This window comes from Virgibacillus halodenitrificans (genome assembly GCF_001878675.1).
Taxonomy (GTDB): Bacteria; Bacillota; Bacilli; order Bacillales; family Amphibacillaceae; genus Virgibacillus_Q; species Virgibacillus_Q halodenitrificans.
In genome coordinates this window covers 3,025,022-3,047,006 of the sequence record NZ_CP017962.1, presented here as the reverse complement: position 1 = coordinate 3,047,006, position 21,985 = coordinate 3,025,022, and the positions used below count along the sequence as shown (strand labels likewise).

At 37.8% G+C, this 21,985-nt stretch carries 20 protein-coding genes; 13 read left to right on the top strand and 7 right to left on the bottom strand.

Features of this window, described 5'->3' with window-relative positions; translation table 11 throughout:
* Positions 1-88 precede the first annotated feature (88 nt).
* From BME96_RS15470 to BME96_RS15460, 3 genes are read right to left on the bottom strand one after another with little or no spacing between them, the layout of a single operon-like run.
* Positions 89-1,171, bottom strand: coding sequence for a C45 family autoproteolytic acyltransferase/hydrolase (locus BME96_RS15470; RefSeq protein WP_083547488.1), 1,083 nt, complete (start codon positions 1,169-1,171; stop codon positions 89-91).
* A gap of 31 nt (positions 1,172-1,202) precedes the next feature.
* On the bottom strand, positions 1,203-2,309 hold the full coding sequence (gene menC / locus BME96_RS15465; RefSeq protein ID WP_071649511.1) for an o-succinylbenzoate synthase: 1,107 nt from the start codon (positions 2,307-2,309) through the stop codon (positions 1,203-1,205).
* A 13-nt stretch (positions 2,310-2,322) separates the two neighbouring features.
* Positions 2,323-3,768, bottom strand: coding sequence for a YfcC family protein (locus tag BME96_RS15460; protein ID WP_071649510.1), 1,446 nt, complete (start codon positions 3,766-3,768; stop codon positions 2,323-2,325).
* Between the two features lie 120 nt (positions 3,769-3,888).
* On the opposite strand from BME96_RS15460, the gene BME96_RS15455 reads away from it, so the two are divergent.
* The 13 genes from BME96_RS15455 to BME96_RS15395 all read left to right on the top strand — a co-directional run bounded on the left by BME96_RS15455 (position 3,889) and on the right by BME96_RS15395 (position 18,474).
* Positions 3,889-4,710 (top strand): MurR/RpiR family transcriptional regulator, encoded by an 822-nt coding sequence (locus BME96_RS15455; RefSeq protein WP_019375934.1) that lies wholly within the window; start codon positions 3,889-3,891, stop codon positions 4,708-4,710.
* Positions 4,703-5,836 (top strand): M20 peptidase aminoacylase family protein, encoded by a 1,134-nt coding sequence (locus BME96_RS15450; protein ID WP_071650031.1) that lies wholly within the window; start codon positions 4,703-4,705, stop codon positions 5,834-5,836. The genes BME96_RS15455 and BME96_RS15450 overlap by 8 nt, the downstream gene beginning before the upstream one ends.
* A 272-nt stretch (positions 5,837-6,108) precedes the next feature.
* Positions 6,109-7,092: a LacI family DNA-binding transcriptional regulator gene (locus BME96_RS15445; protein ID WP_071649509.1), complete on the top strand. Its 984-nt coding sequence runs from the start codon at positions 6,109-6,111 to the stop codon at positions 7,090-7,092.
* Positions 7,093-7,118: 26 nt separating this feature from the next.
* Positions 7,119-7,871 carry an SDR family oxidoreductase gene (locus BME96_RS15440; protein WP_071649508.1) on the top strand — a complete coding sequence of 251 codons (753 nt, stop codon included), beginning with the start codon at positions 7,119-7,121 and terminating at the stop codon, positions 7,869-7,871.
* A 241-nt stretch (positions 7,872-8,112) separates the two neighbouring features.
* Positions 8,113-9,447: an ABC transporter substrate-binding protein gene (locus BME96_RS15435; RefSeq protein ID WP_071649507.1), complete on the top strand. Its 1,335-nt coding sequence runs from the start codon at positions 8,113-8,115 to the stop codon at positions 9,445-9,447.
* 92 nt (positions 9,448-9,539) lie between these two features.
* A complete protein-coding gene (locus BME96_RS15430) occupies positions 9,540-10,871 on the top strand; it encodes a carbohydrate ABC transporter permease (RefSeq protein ID WP_071649506.1) in 1,332 nt (443 codons plus the stop codon).
* 12 nt (positions 10,872-10,883) lie between these two features.
* Positions 10,884-11,705 (top strand): carbohydrate ABC transporter permease, encoded by an 822-nt coding sequence (locus BME96_RS15425; RefSeq protein WP_019375940.1) that lies wholly within the window; start codon positions 10,884-10,886, stop codon positions 11,703-11,705.
* A gap of 103 nt (positions 11,706-11,808) precedes the next feature.
* Positions 11,809-12,891: a Gfo/Idh/MocA family protein gene (locus BME96_RS15420; RefSeq protein WP_071649505.1), complete on the top strand. Its 1,083-nt coding sequence runs from the start codon at positions 11,809-11,811 to the stop codon at positions 12,889-12,891.
* Between the two features lie 106 nt (positions 12,892-12,997).
* Entirely contained in the window at positions 12,998-13,714 is a 717-nt protein-coding gene (locus tag BME96_RS15415) for a ThuA domain-containing protein (RefSeq protein WP_071649504.1), read from the top strand.
* An 11-nt stretch (positions 13,715-13,725) separates the two neighbouring features.
* Positions 13,726-14,757: a Gfo/Idh/MocA family protein gene (locus tag BME96_RS15410; RefSeq protein WP_071649503.1), complete on the top strand. Its 1,032-nt coding sequence runs from the start codon at positions 13,726-13,728 to the stop codon at positions 14,755-14,757.
* A 3-nt stretch (positions 14,758-14,760) separates the two neighbouring features.
* A complete protein-coding gene (locus BME96_RS15405; RefSeq protein ID WP_071649502.1) occupies positions 14,761-15,801 on the top strand; it encodes a Gfo/Idh/MocA family protein in 1,041 nt (346 codons plus the stop codon).
* 18 nt (positions 15,802-15,819) lie between these two features.
* Positions 15,820-16,788: a sugar phosphate isomerase/epimerase family protein gene (locus BME96_RS15400; protein ID WP_071649501.1), complete on the top strand. Its 969-nt coding sequence runs from the start codon at positions 15,820-15,822 to the stop codon at positions 16,786-16,788.
* Positions 16,789-16,947: 159 nt separating this feature from the next.
* The gene (locus tag BME96_RS15395) at positions 16,948-18,474 is read left to right on the top strand and encodes an AbgT family transporter (RefSeq protein ID WP_071649500.1); all 1,527 of its coding nucleotides are present in this window, start codon (positions 16,948-16,950) and stop codon (positions 18,472-18,474) included.
* A 109-nt stretch (positions 18,475-18,583) separates the two neighbouring features.
* On the opposite strand, the gene BME96_RS15390 is transcribed toward BME96_RS15395, so the two are convergent.
* The 4 genes from BME96_RS15390 to BME96_RS15375 all read right to left on the bottom strand — a co-directional run bounded on the left by BME96_RS15390 (position 18,584) and on the right by BME96_RS15375 (position 21,932).
* Positions 18,584-19,507, bottom strand: a complete 924-nt coding sequence (locus tag BME96_RS15390; RefSeq protein ID WP_019375947.1) for a GT-D fold domain-containing protein — start codon at positions 19,505-19,507, stop codon at positions 18,584-18,586.
* A gap of 15 nt (positions 19,508-19,522) precedes the next feature.
* Positions 19,523-20,215, bottom strand: a complete 693-nt coding sequence (locus tag BME96_RS15385; protein ID WP_231478634.1) for a galactosyltransferase-related protein — start codon at positions 20,213-20,215, stop codon at positions 19,523-19,525.
* A 5-nt stretch (positions 20,216-20,220) separates the two neighbouring features.
* A complete protein-coding gene (locus BME96_RS15380; RefSeq protein WP_083547486.1) occupies positions 20,221-20,910 on the bottom strand; it encodes a galactosyltransferase-related protein in 690 nt (229 codons plus the stop codon).
* 107 nt (positions 20,911-21,017) lie between these two features.
* Positions 21,018-21,932 (bottom strand): NAD-dependent epimerase/dehydratase family protein, encoded by a 915-nt coding sequence (locus BME96_RS15375; protein WP_060679919.1) that lies wholly within the window; start codon positions 21,930-21,932, stop codon positions 21,018-21,020.
* Between the last annotated feature and the right edge of the window lie 53 nt (positions 21,933-21,985).

The following is a 21,985-nucleotide window of genomic DNA, read 5'->3' as shown; positions in this document are numbered from 1 at the left end:
TAAAAAGTCATCCAGAGGATAATTAGGAGAAACATTGTAAAATAAAAAGCCCCGATCAAAATCCTTCGGGGCTCATTTAGTCTATTTACTAACTAAATCCAACTTCAATCTCCTCCACTGGACTGCAAGCCTGCCCTTCCATTAATAGCATCTGACATTCTTCCAAATTCATAATTACTGAAAAAGCAGTAACAGTATTCGTATAAGCAGAGGATTCATTTTCTCTATGGCGACAAATAGATTCTGGGTAATGTTTATGGTCAGCAAACCATTTCTTAATCACATCTCTGGTAATATGCTTCTTCTGACTTACATTAGAATCGAGGAGCTCCTCGATTCTATCTTTTCTTCTAAATGAGTTTGCGGAATCCTCAATGCTTTCTTTCCCTATATGTTCAATCAGACTCTCTGAGCAAAAGTGATTGGTGTGAAATAAATAAGCATCTGCAGTGGTGTCTTCAGCTATTCCTTTTGGTGAAATTTCCATATTAATCGCCAGGGCATCTTTTTCTCTAGTTCTACCTTGGGCGATAAGGAAATTTGCAGAGGATGCGATGGTATCATCACTAATCTTTTGATAAACTTCTTTTATGGTTGCCGAATTTAGTATTTCTCTCAATCCCACGTGCACCGGTAGCCTATTTTTACGTATATTAGCCCGTAATGCGTTTAGACAGACACCTAAACCGTTGTCATTCATACCAATCTTACCAATAATTCCACCTTCCGTAACCATTTGAATAACGGGAGCGTTCTTTTGTTCAATCTTAGTCAGAAATAAGCTTCGTGACTGTGCTTCTCTCCAATCCCACGTTTGCCCTAAATAAGCAGCAGTACCAATTGGTGGCAAAATAGCGATACTTGTACATCCATCTGTTTTATTGGTAGTTAAGGCTATCTCACTCCGAGCATTTAAAGTTAAAATATCATAAAAATCAACAGATGCCCCTTTGGCTATACCATTCATTTCCTCCAATAACGCTACATTTGTTTTCTCAATATAACTTTCATGTGTTTTTGCCAATTCAATTGCTTCTTTCCAAGTTATCTCACCTTCATGCCAAAATAGCTTCTCATAGGAATCTAAACTAAACAATACTTCTTCTTTCGCCTGTATTCCATGCTGTCTGCCAATATCTTCGGCTGAGCCTGAAAAATGCAAGGATTTCATGTGATTGCTCCTTTTAATATAGTTATGCTGTTTAGTTAAAACACTTGGTAGTACTGGTATTTTTTAATACTTCATCAATATCTATTTTAAATCCAATTCCGGGAGTTTCAGGTACTTGTAATAAACCATTTTCTACCCGAACCTCTGGCTGGATAATATCTTTATCCCAGTATCTTGAAGATGATGCTGTATCACCCGGAAGTGTGAAGTTAGTCAAAGAAGTAATGGCTATATTATGCGCTCTCCCTATCCCAGATTCCAACATGCCCCCACACCACATGGGGATATTTTCTTCGTTGCATAAGTCATGGATTTTAATTGCTTGTGTTAATCCCCCAACACGACCAATTTTTAAGTTAATAATTTTACCGCTCCCCAGTTCAATTGCCTGGCGTGCATCATTAAAGGAATGAATACTTTCATCAAGACAAATAGGAGTTTTTAATTCTCTTTGTAATTTTGCATGGTCAATCAAATCACCAGCAGTCAAAGGTTGTTCGATCATCATTAAATCAAATTGATCCATTTGTTTTAGTGTGTCAACATCTTTTAACGTATAAGCAGAATTAGCATCTACCATAAGAGGAATGTCTGGAAAATGATTGCGAACTTCTTCAATAACCTCCACATCCTTCCCGGGCTTAATTTTAATTTTAATTCTTTTGTAGCCTTCTTCTGTTTTGACTCTAATGTTATTTAAAAGATTGTCTATATTTTCTTCTATACCAAGACTAACTCCTACTTCAATTGTTGATTTTGTTCCTCCTAAGGCTTTGGAAAGTGAAATGTTTTCTGATTTGGCATAAAGATCCCAAATTGCTCCTTCCAATGCTGATTTTGCCAAATGATTTCTCTTATATGGGCGAAAATAATCTTGTAATTGGTTGGGATGCTCTATATTCTTTTTCAATATCGACGGGATAAGAAATTTTTCGAGCATAAGCCAGCTAGAATCTGTAAATTCTTCAATATATAATGGCCTTTCAGTAGTTACACATTCTCCCCACCCAGATAGATCGCTTTCATTTTTAACCTGTACAAGGATAAACTCTCTATTCTGCTCAGTGCCAAAACTCGTGGTAAATGGATGCTTCATCTTCATTTTAATTTTATATAAGTTCACTTCTTCAATTATCATATTCACCGCTCCTTTACATTGGTCCCCAGTTGATTATTACTGCAATAGTTAGATAGATAATTCCAATGGAATACCAAATGAGTACTAATGGTATTGCAAAGCGAATCCATTTCACCCATGGAATACCGGCTATTGCAAGGTTTGCCATTAATACTCCAGATAAAGGTGTAATTATATTTGTAAATCCATCCCCCATAGAATAAGCTTGAACTGCGACTTGACGGGGGATTTCCATAATATCTGCTAAAGGTGTCATTATAGGCATAACAATTGCTGCTTGCCCACTTCCAGAGGAAACAATCAAATTAAAAATACCATTTCCGATAAAGAGTGCGATTGCACCCGCTATACTAGAAAAAGAGCCCATTACAACAGACATACCGTGAACAATCGTATCTAGCACCATACTATTTTCCAATATGACAACAATGGATCTTGCCATTCCAATGATTAATGCACCATATACAACGCCTTTACATCCTTTCATAAATTCTAAAACCATATTATTTGCACCTATTCTGGCTACAATCGCTGTTGCAATTGCTATTGCAATGAATATGGCGGCCATTTCATTAATTGACCAACCGAGCTGAAAAACTCCAAATACATATGTGCCAATTCCAAGCACGAGAACAATAAGTGTAAGAATATGAGTGCGAGTCAAGTTTGGAGATACGTTATCCATGCTTTTCTCATCATATTTTGGAAATCTGTTTTCTTTTAGAATACTTTTTTGAGGATCTTTCTTTACTTTATTTGTATACCAAACAATGTACGTGATGGAAGAAGCTAGAATTGTTACATAGATAATTAAACGGTAGGCAAGACCTGAGAATAGAGGCAGCTGAGCAATTTGTTGAGCAAAACCTGTTGTAGCTGGATCCAGAAAACCAATGGAGAAACCAGAATATGCGCCTAAATAAATGATAGCAACACCAACTATGGCATCAATTTTCATTGCTCTGGCTAAAACAATCCCAATAGGTATAAATGCAATTACTGCATTAACTATTATTCCTAAACCACCAAAAATGGAGAACAATATAGCAACCATTGTTATTAGTAACCATTCTTTATTTTTTGTTTTGTTAATAGTTTTCATAATCATTGTGTCTATAGCTCCAGTACTCTCAATAACTCCAAATGCCCCTCCAATGATTAATACTAGAAAAATAATTCCGGCTCCTCCAATCAGCCCTTCCTGGATGGCCCGAAAAACTTCTATAACAGTTGCTGGTTGTTGTTCAATTTGGGCATAGCTTCCTGGAATAACCAAAGATGCTCCGCTTTCTGACGTTTCTCTTTCAAATGATCCTGCTGGAATAAAGTAAGTTAAAATAGCAGCGATCAACAATATACCGAACAAAATGACGTAAGCATCTGGTAACTCCCATTTTTTCTTCCTTTTTTGGTTATTAGATAGATTTTCTTGATTTTTCTTAGCTACTTCACTATTCATAATTTCCCTCCTTGTGGTTAATTAATAATTCTAAAAATTAAAACTTGAAGCAAATTATAATATAGTTTATACTTCAAATCAATAGCAAATAAAGTTAAAACTTCAAAAAGTGGTGAAAAGATGGAACCAAAGTTTATTCGAGAAACAAATAAACAATTCGCTTCTATGACAAAAGGATTAAAGAAAGTGGGAGATTCTTTACTTTCCGACTCTAGTCTTTTTGCTATATACCCTGCTAAAAAAGTCGGTGAATTAATTGGTGTAAGTGAAACGACCATATTAAGGTTTTGTACAATGATTGGTTATGTGGGCTATAATGATTTTCAAAAAGACGTACGTAATTATATGCTTGCACCAAATAAGTGGGCAGGTGAGAAAGGAGAGAGAGATAGTACTTTTGCAGAGCGGATGCAACTAGACATAAGCAATCTTCATTATACTGTTGAAAATTTGGATAATGAATTGCTTGATAATGTGGTAGATACTTTAATTAACAGTTCTAAAATCATTGTTGCAGGATATTATCAGTCATTTTCATATGCACATTGGCTTTCGTTTAATCTTAGTTACATACTTCATGATGTTGTGTTATACAGACCAGAGAATGATGCAGGTATGTTGGATATGTTGCCAAAAGAGGCTTGTATTGTAATCTTTTCTTACTACCGTTATGCACTTGATACTATTCGATTAGCGGAAGAGGCAAAGAGTAAGTCGATAAAGGTGATTGCTATAACGGATTCACGCGTATCTCCAATCGCTGAATATGCCGATTTCCTACTACCGATAAATATCAGTAATAAAACACTTATAAATAAAGGCCCTGTAACTATGTCGTTAATAAATACGGTGATTATTGAGATAATTGAAAAGGTTAAATCGCGTGGAAAGATTAAGTCAACCTATAAATTTCTTATAAAGGATGGGGAAGATGATGAATAACACGAAGAATAAAATTGAAATGCAAATTGAAAATACGTTTGACTATTTACATAATCATGCAGAAATAAGCTGGGAAGAAGTGGAAACAACAAAATATATTGAGAAGATCTTGAAAGAAAGCGGATGTGTTGTTAAAACATTTGATGATTGTACTGGCGTTATTGGTGATCTAGGTAATTTTAATAAAGGGCTGCCAGTCGTTGCTGTGCGAGCAGATATGGATGCATTATGGCAAGAGGTAGAAGGAAAGTTTCAGGCAAACCATTCATGTGGGCATGATGCACACATGTCTATGGTGCTCGGATTGTTATGGAAGTTAAAAAAAGAAGGAAATGTTTTAGATAAAATCGCTGTTCGTTTTATTTTTCAGCCAGCCGAAGAAAAGGCTGGAGGAGCGTTGAAAATGGTAGAAAAAGGAGTGGTGGATGACGTTGATTATTTGTTTGGTGTGCACTTGAGACCTATACAGGAAGCTAAGTTAGGTCATGCCACTCCCGTAATTGTACATGGAGCTGCAAAGTCATACGAAGGGATTATTAAAGGCCATGATGCTCACGGAGCGCGTCCGCATTTGAATGAAAATGTTATCGAGGTAGGTGCTCAAATTGTTAATTTGTTAAAACAAATACACTTAGACCCTCTCGTTCCCCATTCTGTGAAAATGACTAGTTTCAAAGCTGGAGGAAAAAGTACTAATATTATTCCAGGAAGTGCTACATTCTCGCTTGATCTAAGGGCGCAAACAAATGAAGAAATGGAGAAATTAGATTCAAAAGTTAATAGCATCATGAAAACAGTTAGAGAATTATATGGAATTGATATAGAGTTAAATCGTAACAGCGGAATAGCTGCTGCAAAGTTAAATGATGAAGCAACCATGGTAATGAGTAAAGCGATAAAATGTGTACTTGGAGAAGAAGGTTTAGACAAACCATTAGTAACTCCTGGTGGAGATGATTTTCACTACTATACGATAAAAAGACCTTCCTTGAAAGCGACTATGTTAGGGCTTGGTTGTGACTTAAAACCAGGCTTACACCATCCGTATATGACATTTGATAAGAATGCTTTGATAAATGGAACGGAAATTTTATATCAAGCTGTAAAAAATGTGTATGAATTTTAATTTAAGATTTATTAGGTAACCATTTGCTTTGGCAAATGGTTTTTTAATTGGAAAGTACCTATCAATTAGTACAATTTATTGAATGGAGTTCGGTTTTTTAATACAAATATAACAGCGAACTTTGGTCATTTCTACTTCCCCTTTTATACCTAAAGTACAAAACCAAAATTCACGCTTCGAAACAATAAGAAAATTTTCACAATAATGTTGACAACATCTCTTTATAAATATAACATAAATGTAATCGATTTCATGAAAAGTCAGGTGATTCTATGGCCACAATTCAAGAAGTTGCAAAAAGAGCAGGTGTTTCTGCGGCAACTGTTTCAAGAGTGCTAAATAACAGAAATTCAGTCAAGGAAAAGACAAGAAATAGAGTAGATGAAGCGATTAAGGAACTTAATTATGAACCAAGTGTTCTCGGGCGTAATCTACGTAATTCGGAGAGCAGGCTCCTTCTTGTTTTGCTCCCTAATATTGCTAATCCGTATTATACGGAGATCATTAACGGAATTGAAGATACAGCGATTGATAAGGGGTATAACATCCTTCTTTGTCAGACAGATTCCAATCCGGAGAGAGAGACCATTTATTTTAACATGGTCCGCAACCGGCTAGCTGACGGTATCATATTAATGGATCCGACAGTTAATCGTAAAAATTTATATAATCTTGCCAGTCAGCATCCAATTATACAGTGCAGCGAATTTGACGAAGAGGGTGAAATTCCTTATGTTTCTATTGATAATGAGTTCGCAGCATATCAAGCTGTGAAACACTTAATAAAAATAGGTAAGAAAAAAGTTGCTCTCATTAACACAGAAGAAAAGTTTTTATATGCCCGTGAGCGTAGAAGAGGTTATGAGAAAGCGATGCGCGAATATGATTTGCCGATTGAATCAAGGTGGGTTCGTAAGCTTGACAATCTTCAGTTTGAAAGTGGACAGCAAGCAATGCGTTCACTATTAAATGAAAGTGAGCGACCAAATGCTGTTTTTGCAGTATCCGACATTCTGGCTATTGGTGCGCTGAAAGAGATTAACTCTGCAGGTTTACATGTTCCGGAGGATATCGCTGTTATTGGCTTTGATAAGATTAGCTTCTCAAATATGACCCATCCCACATTAACAACGATTGCTCAGCCGATGTACAAAATGGGTTGCATCTCAGCAAATATGATTATTGATAAAATTAGCGGCAAAGAAGTGGAAAGCTTAATCCTGGATCATGAATTAGTCATTCGCAAGTCAACTTAACTTTTAAGGAATGAGGTGTTCTTATTATTAATAGATTGGGTCAAGTTGCTGTCATTACAGGGGTCAGTCATTCAAAAGGAATAGGAGCAGCTGTTTGCCTTGAATTTGCAAAGGCGGGTTATGATGTATTCTTTACCTGCTGGGATGCGGAGGAAAAGTGGTTAAAAATTTTCAAAAAAGAAATACAGGATTATGGAGTGGTGTGTAACTATATTGAAGCTGATTTCCGTCAACAAGATTCGTATACTCGGGTGCTTAATGGAGTAGAAGCAACTTTAGGGGTACCTGTTATACTAATAAATAATGCTGCACATTCTGTAGTAGATGGCTATAAAAATCTTGATGTCAACATGCTGGACGAACATTATGCCGTTAATATGAGAGCGCTAATGATGCTTAGCGTTGAATTTGCAAAACGTTTTGAAGCGTCCCCGTTTACTGCAGGCAGAATTATTAATATAACATCCGGGCAAAATCTTGGCCCTATGGTTGATGAATTAGCATATGGTGCTACAAAAGGAGCCATATCTGCATTTACCTCTTCATTATCTGCAGAGCTTGCCCCATTAGGAATTACAGTTAATGCAGTTAATCCGGGGCCAACAGATACAGGATGGATGACAAATGAAATAAAAAAAGAACTTTTGCCAAAGTTTAAAATGGGGCGTATAGGTATGCCAAAGGATGCAGCACGCCTAATAGCTTTTCTTGTAAGTGAGGAAGCGGAATGGATTACAGGACAAATTCTTCATTCCGAGGGAGGATTTTTGCGGAGTTAGTTTGTTATATGAAAAGGTGTAGGGAGAGTACTGTAATCGTTTTTGCTTATTTTACTAGTATCTCTCGCTCACATTTTTATTCTTCACTATCGTACACAAACATAAACAATAATTAAAAGATTGTGAAAAAGTTATTGACATCACAGAAAACTATCGTATAATGAAGTCAAATGTAATCGATTTCAATTATTATAATATTCATTAAATATTGAGGTCGATATCCTAAAAAGGGGGCTTTACAATGAAGTTTTGGAAGTTGGCACTAATTAATCTTTTGTTAATCACGCTGGCGATGTTTATAGCAGCCTGCAGTGGAACAGGATCAACAGAACAAGACAACCCTGAGAATGCTGAATCAACAAGTGACAAGGAAGAAGGAACATCAGAAAGTAGTAAAGATGAACCAGTTACCATTGTGTATGCTAGAGGAGTTGATACTACACCAGCCACTGATGCAGTTATAAAGGCTTTTGAAGAGAAATATCCTAGTATAAAAGTAGAGCAACGTGAAATGCCAGCAGATACCGGTCAATCTCATGATCAATATGTAACCGCTTTAAGTTCTCAAAGTACGGAGATTGATGTCTTTAACGCTGACGTAATTTGGCCAGCTGAATTTGCTCAAGCAAACTATGTTCTTGAATTGGATCGTTTTATCGAAAAAGATGGGATAAACATGGAAGATTATTTTCCAGGGACGGTAGCAGCTGCTAATTTTAATGGGAAACAATGGGCTATGCCACAATTTACAGATGCCGGTGTATTTTATTATAGAACTGACATTGTAGAAGAGCCACCCAAAACATGGGATGAATTAATTAAAATGGCACGAGAATTAAAAGGGGAAGCAGGAACTGAACACGGTTATCTTATGCAAGCTGCACAATATGAGGGCTTGATTACAAATGCGATTGAGTTTATTGCTTCATATGGTGGAGAGGTTGTAGATGAAAATAATAACGTCGTAGTTGATAGTCCTGAAACAATAAAAGCTTTGGAAAAAATGAAAGAAATAGTAACATCTGATTTTGTGCCCGAAAATATACTTAATTTTATGGAAACAGAAACTGAGAATGCGTGGATTGAGGGAAATGCAGTGTTTGCTAGAAATTGGCCATACATGATGTCCTCTTCCAATGATGAAGAACGCTCAGAAATAGTAGATAATGTTGAAATGGCTAGACTTCCAGCTGGGGACGAGGGCACTGCAGCAGCGCTTGGAGGATGGATGACGATGATTAACAGATACACGGAGCATCCCGAAGAATCATGGGAGTTCTTGAAATTTATTTCAGGGCCAGAGGGGCAAAAAATCAGTGCTGTGGAAGGTTCCAGAGCCCCAACGCTAAAAGCACTGTATGATGATCCGGAAGTTCAAGACGTTAGTTCTCTCTTTGCAAACCCTGAATTCAGAGAAGTGCTGGAGTCGGCAGTTCCTAGACCAGTCTCGCCTATTTATCCGGAAGTTTCGGATATCATGCAAATTGAAATCTCCAAGGTTCTGACAGGAGACCAAACTTCAGGGGAAGCGGCAAAAAATATGCAATCTAAGATAGAAGCTGCAATGGCGGAATAGTATGTGAAGAAGAAAATAGCAAGATGGGCGAAAAACTCATCTTGCTATTCTTTTAATAAGGTAATCTTGCCTTATTTTTGAGGAGGATTAGAATGAAAAACAAGAAAAAGTTAAAATTTCAATTGAATGAAAAACAACTCGGCTATGCCATGGTCCTTCCATCGCTACTTCTGGTCATTGTGGTTGTTCTATGGCCTGTAGCACAATCCTTTTACAACAGTTTATTTGATTACAGGCTGAACGATCCGACTCGATCACAGCTTATGCTCCGTGCAACAATAGATTTAGAAAGGTATGTGGACAATTACTTTTACATAGGTGGTCAGCTCGAAAGTTTAGCAAGCAATGCAGACAGTAATGAAACGACGGACACAATAAATAAAATACAAAAGGATATCGAAAGCTACCATTCTAAGTTGATCAGTGATGAAGAAATGAGAAATAAGGTTGAAAAGATTGATGAAATGCTAATGAATTATACTCCGGTAAAGGATTCAGAATTAAAATATTCCGAGCTTGAAAATGATTTTGCTGAAGCTTATCGGGGAGCATTAACATCTCATTCGGCAACATTGAAGAATATCGCTGAAACAAGTAAAAATGAACAGCTGTCTCAACAGCTTCAGCAATCATCCGATTTATTAGCATCAACTGCTGGAAATATTTTGAAATCGAATTTTATCGGTTTAAGTAATTACGGGAAGTACTTAAAAGATCAACGAATGTGGAAGGCGATGGGTAATACTGCTTTTTTTACTGTTATATCCGTGGCATTTGAGCTTGTTCTTGGACTTGCAATTGCCCTCCTCATTAATCGGGCGTTTAAAGGCAGAGGAATTATCCGAGCATCTGTATTAATTCCATGGGCTATTCCGACAGCAGTAGCTGCTATGATGTGGGGATTCTTATATGATGGCCAATCGGGAATAGTTGCACATTATTTAGAAGTATTGCATTTGATTCCGGGAGCGTCATGGCTTCTGACAACTTCGGATGGGGGAATGTTTTCTATTATTCTAGCAGACGTATGGAAAACAACTCCGTATATGGCCTTGTTACTTTTAGCAGGCTTGCAGACAATACCACAGTCATTATATGAAGCATCGAGTGTGGATGGGGCGAATAAAATTCATCAGTTCTGGCGAATTACACTTCCGCTTTTAAAATCATCTATTTTAGTTGCATTGCTCTTTAGAACCTTGGACGCATTTAGAGTATTTGACCTCATTTATGTATTGACTGGAGGCGGCCCGGCTAATGCTACAGAGTCCATTTCTGTATATGCTTATAAGACGTTATTCGCCCAACAAAATTTCGGCGAAGGCTCCGTCCTTTCCGTTATTGTATTTATTAGTGTAGCGATTATTAGTTTGGTTTATGTAAAGCTGATTGGTTCCGATTTATTTGAAGGTCGTACGAAATGAGGAGGGGTATAAATGAATAAGCGTGGCGGGGTTGGTTTTTATCTATTTTTAATTATATTTGTTTTCCTTGTGATGTTTCCTTTTATTTGGGTATTTTTGACTTCAATTAAACCACCGAGAGAAATATTCTCTTCTTTCAATTGGTTTACGAGTGATCCATCACTCAATTCTTATGAAGCAGCTCTGACGAACCGTCCATTAGTACGTTATATGATCAATAGTTTTATAGTATCTGCCTTAACTACGGTTTTATCTCTGGTGTTTGCAGCCTTTACTGCCTATGCGGTTACGAGACTTCCGATTAAAGGGAAAGGTTTGATATTGGGGCTAGTGCTTGCTGCGTCTATGTTCCCGCAGATTGCCATTATATCTCCAATGTTCAATTTGGTTACAGGACTAGGATTACGCAATAGTTACCTTGGACTCGTGATTCCATATATAACTATAAGTCTTCCCCTTGCAATATGGATCCTGTCTACGTTCTTTAAGAAAATTCCTTTTGAACTTGAAGAGTCAGCGAAGCTTGATGGAGCAAGTCCATTTCAGACCTTCTGGAAAATAATATTTCCCTTAGCAGCTCCTGGGGTGTTTACGACAGGGATTCTGGTGTTTATTGCAGCTTGGAATGAATATTTGTTTGCATTGACGATTAATAGTGATGATATGTGGAGAACCGTACCTGTAGGGATTTCCATGTACCAAAGTCAATATTCTGTTCCTTGGGGTGATATTTCTGCAGCAACCGTTATCGTGACAATTCCTATTGTTATTTTGGTATTGTTTTTCCAAAAAAGAATTGTTTCCGGTCTAACCTCTGGCTCAGTGAAGGAATAGTTGCTATTAAAGGGCATTAACACAATAGTGATTTATTTAAAGTAAATAATTCCTTAATTAATATACTGCACTTTTATAGAAAGAAAATAAGGTTGGTGTATATATGAAGCGAAAATTAAAGGTAGGAATCATTGGCTGTGGAGCAATAGCTGTGAAAAAACATTTACCAGGACTTCAAAAGTTAAATTCGGTAGATATTGTGGCTTTTTGCAATCGTAATATCTTAAAAGCAAAGACAGCTGCAAGAGAATTTGGAACTGCTGATGCTAAAATTTATGGTGACTACAGGGAAATGCTGAAGGATGCCACGATTGATGTTGTTCACGTCTGTACCCCGAATGCATCTCATGCAGAAATTACGATTGCAGCATTGGAAGCAGGTAAGCATGTTATGTGTGAAAAGCCAATGGCGAAGACGTCTGAAGAGGCCAAAAGAATGCTGGCAGTTGCTGAGAAAACGAATAAAAAACTGTCCATTGGCTATAACAATAGGTTTCGTGCTGACAGTCAGTACTTGTATAAAGCAGTCAAGCGTGGGGACCTTGGAGAAATTTATTATGCTAAGGCTCTCGCTCTTAGAAGAAGAGCGGTCCCGACATGGGGAGTGTTTCTTGATGCTGAAAAACAAGGTGGCGGGCCGCTAATTGATATAGGTTCACATGCGCTTGATTTGACATTATGGATGATGGATAACTACAAGCCACATGTTGTAATGGGGTCTGTCTATCATAAGCTTGGCAGGAAGAGAGGAGCTGCTAACGCTTTTGGCCCCTGGGATCCACAAGCATTTGAGGTGGAGGATTCTGCATTCGGATTTATTAAAATGCATAATGGAGCGACCGTAACCCTTGAATCAAGTTGGGCATTGAACACACTGGATGTAGGAGAAGGTAAATGCTCCCTAAGCGGTACAGAAGGTGGATCGGATATGATGGATGGCCTTCGTATCCATGGAGAAGACTTTGGTAAATTATATACGACAAATGTTGAATTGAACCCGGAAAATGTTGCGTTTTTTGAAGGCAAAACAGAAAATGCTGAAGATCTTGAGATGCGCACGTGGATTGAAGCTATTTTAAATGATTCAGAGCCAGTAGTGAAGGCGGGTGAAGCGCTGGTTGTAACCCAAATATTGGAGGCGATCTATGAATCAGCCAAAATAGGAAGAGCTGTGTATTTTGACTAACTTGTGATCTTCTCAGCTTATATTAAATGTAGTAACTAAGTGAAATGATGTTATGTTCTAGAATTTTAGTTAAATAGAAAGATAAAACTGATGAGGAGTGAAATAATTGAAAGTAACTGTTTGGAATGAATACCGTCATGAAAAAGAAAACGATAATGTCTCTGACATTTATCCTGATGGCATCCATCAGACGATTGCTAATTTTCTTCAAGAAGCAGGATATCCGACACAAACAGCAACTCTTGACGAAGCGGAGCACGGACTAACTGAAGAAGTGTTATCTGAAACTGATGTACTAATTTGGTGGGGACATAAGGTGCATGAAGAGGTAAGTGAAGAAATTGCTGAGCGAGTGAAGGAGTATGTCCTTGAGGGGATGGGGCTAATTGTATTGCACTCAGGACATTTTTCTAAGGTGTTTAAAAAATTAATGGGAACAACGTGTGATTTGAAATGGCGAGAGGCGAATGAAAAGGAGCGTTTGTGGGTAGTTGACCCAACTCACCCGATTACAGAAGGTCTGGGTGAGTATATTGAGCTTGAAAAGGAAGAAATGTATGGAGAGCATTTTGATATTCCGGCACCAAATGAATTAGTGTTCGTTAGCTGGTTTGAAGGGGGAGAGGTATTTCGCAGTGGCGCCACGTTTAAACGTGGGCGTGGCAAAATTTTCTACTTTCGCCCTGGTCATGAGTCCTATCCAACATATCATAATAAGGAGATTCAGAAAGTAATAATAAATGGTGTGAAATGGGCTGCAAATACGAATACAACAAGACATTCCTATGGAAATCAACAACCGCTAGAAAAATTGGATAAGTAGAGGTGAGGAAATTGGATAAATTGAAAGTGGCAGTAATTGGTTGTGGAAGTATCGCAAGACATAGACATCTCCTCGAATATCAAGCAAACTCTGAGGTAGTAATAACCGCAGTGTGTGATATCGTGCAAGAAAGAGCAGATGAAATGGCTGAACTATATCATGCAAAAGCCTATACAGACTATGAAGAGCTATTGCAAAATGAAGACGCTGATGCGGTAAGTGTTTGTCTACCAAACTATTTACATGCGCCAGTGTCGATTGCTGCTTTGAATGCGAAAAAGCATGTTCTTTGTGAAAAACCAATGGCGACATCGCGGGAGGAAGCAGAAAACATGCTGCAGGCTGCTGAAATAAATAATCGGAAATTGATGATCGCTCATAATCAGCGTTTTGTTCCCTCACACCAAAAGGCAAGAGAATTAATTTTGAGTGGAGAAATAGGAAAAATTTATAGTTTCCGAACCACTTTTGGACATGGCGGACCAGAAGGCTGGAGCGCGGATGGGAGAAATAGCTGGTTCTTTGAAAAAGACAAAGCTTTTATTGGGGCGATGGGTGACCTAGGTGTACATAAAGCCGACTTAATACGTTACCTGCTCGGCGAGGAATTTACGAATATTGCAGCTTTTGTGGAAACAAGTGCAAAAGGGGATACAGATGTTGATGACAATGCGGTTTGTATTCTGAAATCGGAAAGTGGAGTCATAGGTACATTAGTGGCAAGCTGGGCATACAACGCCAAGGAGGATAACTCGACAATTATTTATGGAGAAAATGCCATCTTACTGCTGGAGGAGCACCCAACGTATTCCTTGGTTGCCCAATATAAAAACGGTGACGTGGTTAATTATGAGCTTGGGGAGATTCAAACAAATGAATCTGGCGGACAGACTACCACACATGTAATTGATCATTTTGTGCAAAGCATTCTTGAGGATAAAGAGCCACTGGTTACAGGTGAAGAAGGGAAGAAATCATTAGAAATAATTTTAAGTGCAATAGAATCAAGTGAATTAAATAAAATCAGCAATGTGAGAGGGTAAATAATGACAAAATTACGTATGGGTATTATTGGAGTCGGCGGCATTGCTCAAGAAAGGCATATTCCAGCATTTTTACAATTACAGGACAAAGTAACCTTGATGGCAGTAAATGATATGAACAAGGAAAGAGCAGATGAGGTTGCGAAAAAGTATAATATACCGCATGTATTTTCCACCTACCATGAATTATTTGCGGTAGTAGATGCGGTAACAATCTGTACGCCTAACAAATTCCATGCTGAAATTTCTATAGCAGCCTTGAATGCTGGTGTTCACGTTTTCTGTGAAAAGCCAATGGCCATCACTACGGAAGAGTGTGAAAGAATGATTGAAGCTTCTCAAAAAGTTGGGAAGTTATTATCGATAGGCTATCATTATCGTTACACGGAGGTTAGTCAAATAGCCAAAAGAGCAGTGATGGAGAATCAAATAGGTGATCCACTTGTCACGAGAGTCCAAGCTTTAAGAAGGAGAAAAGTTCCCGGGTGGGGAGTTTTCACAAATAAAGAATTGCAAGGCGGGGGTAGCTTGATAGACTTTGGTTGTCATTTGCTTGATCTATCTATTTGGTTACTAGGAGACCCCGAGCCTGTAGAGGTCATTGGAAAAACATATAATCGTTTGAGTAAATCACCCATCCAAATTAATGATTGGGGGTCCTTTAATTATCAAACATTTGAAGTAGATGATCATGTCTCCGCATATATTACCTTTGAAAATGACATATCTGTTCTATTTGAATGTTCATGGGCTGCTAATATTAAAGAAGATAAAATTCATCTAAGCGTCTCCGGAGCAGAAGGTGGTTTAAATATGTATCCATTCGAGTTATATCAGCCGAAGCTTGGAAGCATGATGGAAACAACGGCAAAAGCCGAGCATAATGAAAAAAGGGCAGGAGTAGTGCAAGCGGAAAATTTCGTAAATAGCTGTCTCGGTGAAAGTGAATTAGTTGTTAAGCCGGAACAAGCAATGAAGGTTTCAAAAATAATTGAGGCAATTTATCAAAGTAGTGAAAGTGGAACAAGTGTAAAACTCTCATAGTGGAAAGGCGGCCGTAAGATGAAATTAGGAGTATTTGCAGTTTTATTTCAAGACAAAAACTTTGAAGAAATGCTGGATCATGTAAAAAATGCTGGACTTGATGCTGTGGAAATAGGTACAGGCGGAAACCCGGGAAATGCACATTGTAATATGGATGAACTACTGAAGAGTGAAGATAAGCGTAAGGAATATCTAGAGAAGATTCACTCAAGAGGGCTTACCATCAGTGCATTTAGCTGCCATGACAATCCAGTATCGCCAAATAAAAAACATGCCCAGGATTCCCATGATATTTTTATAAAAACTGTTAAACTTGCTGAGATGATGGATGTTCCTGTTGTAAATACGTTCTCTGGAACGCCTGGTTCGAATGAGAATTCAATGTATCCAAACTGGCCAGTAACACCATGGCCAACAGCTTATTCGGATATCTTGGAATGGCAATGGGAGGAAAGATTAATCCCCTATTGGAAGGAGCAAGGGCAATTTGCCAAGGACCATGGGGTGAAAATAGGACTCGAATTACATGCTGGATTTTTAGTTCACACACCCTACACGATGCTCAAATTAAGAGAGGCCACAAATGATGCAGTGGGTGCAAACTTAGATCCAAGTCATCTCTGGTGGCAAGGGATTGATCCAGTGGCGGCCATAAAAATTCTAGGTAAGGAAAATGCAATTCACCATTTTCATGCAAAAGATACTTATATTGATTGGGATAATGTAAACATGTATGGACTTACTGATATGCAAGCCTATTCCAATGTCCAGACACGAGCATGGACCTTCCGTTCAGTTGGTTACGGGCATAGTATTGAGGAATGGACCAACATCGTCAGTGCTTTGAGGACGTATGGTTATGATCATGTTGTTAGTATTGAGCATGAGGATCCACTCATGTCAGTAGACGAAGGATTTCGGGCTGCGGTTGGCAATTTAAAGAATATATTAATTAGAGAAAAGCCTGTAGATATGTGGTGGGCTTAAGAAGAAGGAAAACCAGATACTGAATAGTGTCTGGTTTTTCTAATTTAATAAAGAGAAGCTACAAACTAATAATTACAGCTTCATAACAATCCTTACTATTTTCATAGGAATAATTATGTTATCATAGATAATAAAATTTTTGAATAATGGGGTGGGAGAATGGCTGTGCAATCAAAGAAAGGTTCTGATACATTCATTTCTAGAATATTAAACAAAGTGGAATGGTTAGGAAATAGGTTGCCAGATCCGTTTATGCTGTTTGCGAGTCTGGCGATTCTTGTTATCTTGTTATCCTGGATTATTTCTTCTTTTGATGTCACATTTTTGCAGCCAGGGGAAGAGAAGCCGGTTGCAATTAAGAGCCTTGTTTCAGCAGAGGGTATTCAATACATGCTGACATCCATGCTGGAGAACTTTGTAGGCTTCAAACCACTAGGCATTGTGTTGGCAATCATGCTGGGAATCGGTCTTGCTGATAAGGTAGGGTTAATCGAAACATTTATAAAAAGCACGATTCTAAAAGCGCCGAAAGGGCTGATTACCTATGCCGTTATTTTTATCGGTATTCTTGGCAATCTAGCCGCGGACGCAGCTTTCGTAATTATTCCTCCATTAGCAGCAATGGTTTTCTATAATGTTGGCAGACATCCTTTAGCAGGACTTGCCGCAGGATTTGCTGGTGTAGGTTCCGGTTTCACTGCAAATATTATTATAAGTAATACAGATGCCGTGCTGTCCGGGATATCAGCGGAAGTGATGGGGACTCTTGATACCGCGGTAACTGTAACACCTGTGGATAACTATTATTTCATGCTTGTATCTGTCATTCTATTATCAGTTACGGGTGCTTTGATAACGGAAAAAATCGTCGAACCTCGCCTTGGGAAATATGAGGGAGATCTGCAAAAAGATTTCGAGCCTGTTCAATCGATAGAAAAAAGAGGCCTAAGAAATGCAGCCTTCGCGGCATTAGCGTATATCGGATTGTTGCTCATCGTTATTTTCTGGCCGGATTCGCCGCTTCGAAATGAAAATGGAGGGATGGTTCCTTCTCCATTTCTAAAAGGAATTGTGCCAATCATCATGCTCTTTTTCATCACGGTGGGTATTGCCTATGGAATAACGACGAAAAAGATTACGAGCTCGAAATCGATTCCTGCATTTATGGGGGAGGCAATGAAAGACCTTTCCGGCTTTATTGTCCTAATTTTTGCTGCAGCTCAATTTATTGCTTATTTTGAATGGACAAATATTGGGACATGGCTTGCGGTTAGTGGAGCATCTTTTCTTGAGAACGCAGGAATAACTGGGATTGGAGTAGTAATTGCATTTGTGTTACTAACCGCAGGATTGAATTTAGTTATCTTTAGCGGCTCAGCACAATGGGCATTGGAGTCACCAATCTTCTTAAAGATGTTTTACTTCTTAGATTATCATCCGGCATTTATCCAAGCAGCCTATCGTATTGCCGATTCATCAACAAACATTATTACACCAATGAATCCGTACTTTATAATCGTGCTTGCATTCATGAAGGAATATGACAAAAAAGCAGGGATAGGTACATTGATTGCATTAATGCTTCCATATGGCTTGATCTTCCTTCTCGTATGGATTCTGTTACTTCTGGCATTTGTATTTCTGGGAATACCTTTTGGCCCGGGGATTGGAGTTCATTTAGGGTGAGGAAAGCAAAATGATCACATATTAAAAATGAAAGAAGTACAGTAACTTTTAGGTTGCTGTACTTCTTCTATCGTAATCTATAGCCACTATTTAAATATATAAAAAGTCTTTATCTTTTGATCGACTTTTTACCTGATAATAACTCATCGATCAAGCGTCCAATATCGATGGCGATTTTTTTTCTTTTTGCTAGCTGAACACATATAATGTTAGAGGCAACTCCTGCCGCCACCAATGCAACATCAAAGTCATAGTCTTTGGTTTTTTCCAGGACGGATGGATGTGAATCAAACCCGGGTACTGGAATCGACCCAACAATATTTGTGTAACCCTCATTTTTAAAGTATTGTTCTGCCTCACTCATTAGGTTTCCAATCAGAAGAACTTTATGATTAGTAAGAAGTTCATTGTAAATTGGTGTGTTATTAAGTCGATAACCAATTGCTGATGTAGTTAAAAGCATTTTTTTCAATGGCCATTTATGATGTGTAGCCAGCTGATTAAATAAACCCTGGTAAGTTGGATATCTAGCGATAGGTATTCCTACTGCATCAGCTTCTAATACGTTATTTGTCAGTAACTCTCTGACATCGTGATTTGGAATTGTAATACCGGTGTGAAGAAGGGGATAGTGACCTTTGGGGCTGTGCTTCAGTAACTCAGGATATACAAACCGCGGATTTTTAATCAGTTCTTTTGTCGGCAGTAGTAGATCGTGTGCCATTGCAATCATTTCGCCATCACCTAAACTAATTACTGAGAATCCTTGGCTTAGCTCGATAGACTTTCGTATTTCTTCTGCGATGATATCTGGTTTTTGTACTGGAATAATCTCTTTTTCTAATGATTTTATACCAGCTTCTATTATGTCTTGAATGTTATGTGGAAGAAAGCTGTGTTCTCCAAGTTGATTTCGCACATATACATCCCCACCCTGATACATAGATTCCACAGCGATACCTTCTTGCCCCTGAACATCTGCGTAACCCATTTTTTTAAGTCTTAGCCATTCTTTCCGTGAGGGTTTTTGCACAAAAAAATACCTCCTTTATAATCTGTTTTGTTCGTTTACAAGTTTCATTGTTGCTTCTTTACTTTTTCTTGCTGATCGATATCGTGCATGCAGCAATTTATTATCTTGATAATACGGATTGCCACTTGCGGACTTACCACGTGAATGCCACAAATGATAGATGTCTTTATCTAAACGTACATACTTACCAAAGACGGCATTCATTGCGTGAACAAATGCTTCATCTTCGCCTCCCCATCCACAAAACCTTTCATCAAATCCGTTAATTGTCTCAAAGCACGTTCTTGTTACTATATTAATACCTCCTTTTTTCTTTTTGTTTGGAGTATGTGCATCAACGTTTATAGGTATTGGCCATGCCGGGTCCGTTTCTACTAATTTCTTTGTACTATTTTTACTCAGATAATGAATTCTGTGGTATGGGATGACCCAAGGATGTTCTTTTAGTAAATTAATTGCCTCTGTAATAAGATTTGGATCATAAAAAATATCGGAATCCGCTATTACATAAATGTTTCGAGTTGCCTGTTTTGCTGCATGGTTTATTGCCTTTGCTTTAGAAAATAAATCAGATTTGCAACGCCCCTCTCCAATACATATTTCGACTTCCGGCATCATTTTTTCGTAAAATTTAATTAGCCAATTAAATCCCTCTTGTCTATGCTTATCATCAGTCATATATGGAATGAGAACAGAAACCTCTTTCAATTTAATCAACTCCGCTTATAGTTTATTAGTTTTCTAATCGCTTCCTTATCTCCTTTATTATCTCTATAGTGTTTAGTAAGCGTTTTATTAGAGTAGTAGTTTGGGTTTCCCTTTCTTTTCAATGTAGGGTGATGTAAATGAAATATTTCACCTCCCAATCGTTGATACTTTCCACATAAAGTGTTAACTGCTATCCCAAAAGCATCATCTTCACCGCCCCATCCGCAAAAACGTTCATCAAATCCGCCTGCTAATTCAAAGTTTTTCCTGGGAATAACATTTAACCCACCGACCCTTGCTTGTTTTATGATAGTAGAGTCAGTAATTTCACCGTGAACAGGCCACGCGGGATCTTCGCTTAGTATTTTCTCAGTAGTGTTATCACTTAATTTATGAATCTTATAATAAGGTATGATCCATTCATATTCACTTAAAGCTGCCAAAGAATTTTCAATTATTTTTGGGTCATAATATATATCCGTATCAGCTATAATAAATATATCTTTTGTAGCTTTCTTCGCCGCATTATTTATTGCCTTGGAACGAGAGAATAAGTTATCTTGACAAGTACCTTCACCAATACAAAGTTCTGCATCTGGCATCATTACCTTATAAAATGAAGTCACCCATTCAAATATACGATCTCTTGGTCCACGATCTGATTTATAAGGAAATAACACAGAAACATTCTTCAATTGAATCGCCCCCATTTTTCAGGATAATTTATTTTATGATAATTAATGTAGGATGGTTGGACCCTCATTTTAGAAGGAAAGAAAACATTATGTGGGTCACTATCATCTTAACGCTTGGAAAAATCCTCAATAACCTTAATTATTCCCTTTTCTAATGATGTGGAAGGCTTCCACTTTAGATCGTTTAGAGCCTTTTTATTGAGTAGACAACTTCTTTCAATATCACCGGGTTGTTTAGGTCTGTAAGTACACTGTAACGTTTGATTCCCTTGTTCCCTAATAGTTTTAAATACCTTATTAATAGAGGTCTCCTGATTTGTTCCAATGTTATAAATATGGTTATTCCCATTGTTGATTGCTGCTATATTTGCATTAACGACATCCTCCACATAAATGAAGTCCCTTGTTTGCGTTCCGTCTCCGTATATAACTATATTTTGATTGTTTATAAATTGCTGTACGAATAAAGCAATTACACCAGCCTCTCCTTGCGTGTTCTGCCGTGGACCATATATATTTGCATACCGTAGAATTGTAAATTCCAATGGATAAAGGCGAGAGTATGCTTGAATGTATTGCTCAGAAGTTAGTTTGGATAATCCATAAAAGGACATGGGGGAAACTGTCTCTTGTTCACTAATTGGCAATTTTGCAGCTGGTCCATAAACGGCAGCAGAGGATGCATAGATGATTTTCTTTACATTATATTTCACACAACAATCTAGAAGGTTAATTGTTGCCATAACATTAATGCTACAGTCTTTTAAAGGGGCTTTCATGGAATTTTGGACAGAAACTTGTGCAGCTTGATGGATGACGACATCAGGTTTCTCAATTTGAAAAATTTGATCTAATTCCCGATTACGCAAATCCATAGGATAAAATCTAATACCTGGTTTAATATATTCATGTTTGCCTGTTGCTAAATTATCAACTACTACTACTTGATAATTCAATTCAGATAATTTATCCACTATATGTGAACCAACAAAACCAGCACCGCCTGTTACTAGGATTTTCATAGCTTTGACTCCTTCTTCATCTGTTTATTACTTAGAATATGTATTTATTAAAA

Coding starts and splice junctions, on each gene's coding strand:
- BME96_RS15470 (WP_083547488.1), bottom strand. CDS start 1,171: ATGAAATCCTTGCATTTTTCAGGCTCAGCCGAAGATATTGGCAGACAG.
- menC (WP_071649511.1), bottom strand. CDS start 2,309: ATGATAATTGAAGAAGTGAACTTATATAAAATTAAAATGAAGATGAAG.
- BME96_RS15460 (WP_071649510.1), bottom strand. CDS start 3,768: ATGAATAGTGAAGTAGCTAAGAAAAATCAAGAAAATCTATCTAATAAC.
- BME96_RS15455 (WP_019375934.1), top strand. CDS start 3,889: ATGGAACCAAAGTTTATTCGAGAAACAAATAAACAATTCGCTTCTATG.
- BME96_RS15450 (WP_071650031.1), top strand. CDS start 4,703: ATGAATAACACGAAGAATAAAATTGAAATGCAAATTGAAAATACGTTT.
- BME96_RS15445 (WP_071649509.1), top strand. CDS start 6,109: ATGGCCACAATTCAAGAAGTTGCAAAAAGAGCAGGTGTTTCTGCGGCA.
- BME96_RS15435 (WP_071649507.1), top strand. CDS start 8,113: ATGAAGTTTTGGAAGTTGGCACTAATTAATCTTTTGTTAATCACGCTG.
- BME96_RS15430 (WP_071649506.1), top strand. CDS start 9,540: ATGAAAAACAAGAAAAAGTTAAAATTTCAATTGAATGAAAAACAACTC.
- BME96_RS15425 (WP_019375940.1), top strand. CDS start 10,884: ATGAATAAGCGTGGCGGGGTTGGTTTTTATCTATTTTTAATTATATTT.
- BME96_RS15420 (WP_071649505.1), top strand. CDS start 11,809: ATGAAGCGAAAATTAAAGGTAGGAATCATTGGCTGTGGAGCAATAGCT.
- BME96_RS15405 (WP_071649502.1), top strand. CDS start 14,761: ATGACAAAATTACGTATGGGTATTATTGGAGTCGGCGGCATTGCTCAA.
- BME96_RS15400 (WP_071649501.1), top strand. CDS start 15,820: ATGAAATTAGGAGTATTTGCAGTTTTATTTCAAGACAAAAACTTTGAA.
- BME96_RS15395 (WP_071649500.1), top strand. CDS start 16,948: ATGGCTGTGCAATCAAAGAAAGGTTCTGATACATTCATTTCTAGAATA.
- BME96_RS15375 (WP_060679919.1), bottom strand. CDS start 21,932: ATGAAAATCCTAGTAACAGGCGGTGCTGGTTTTGTTGGTTCACATATA.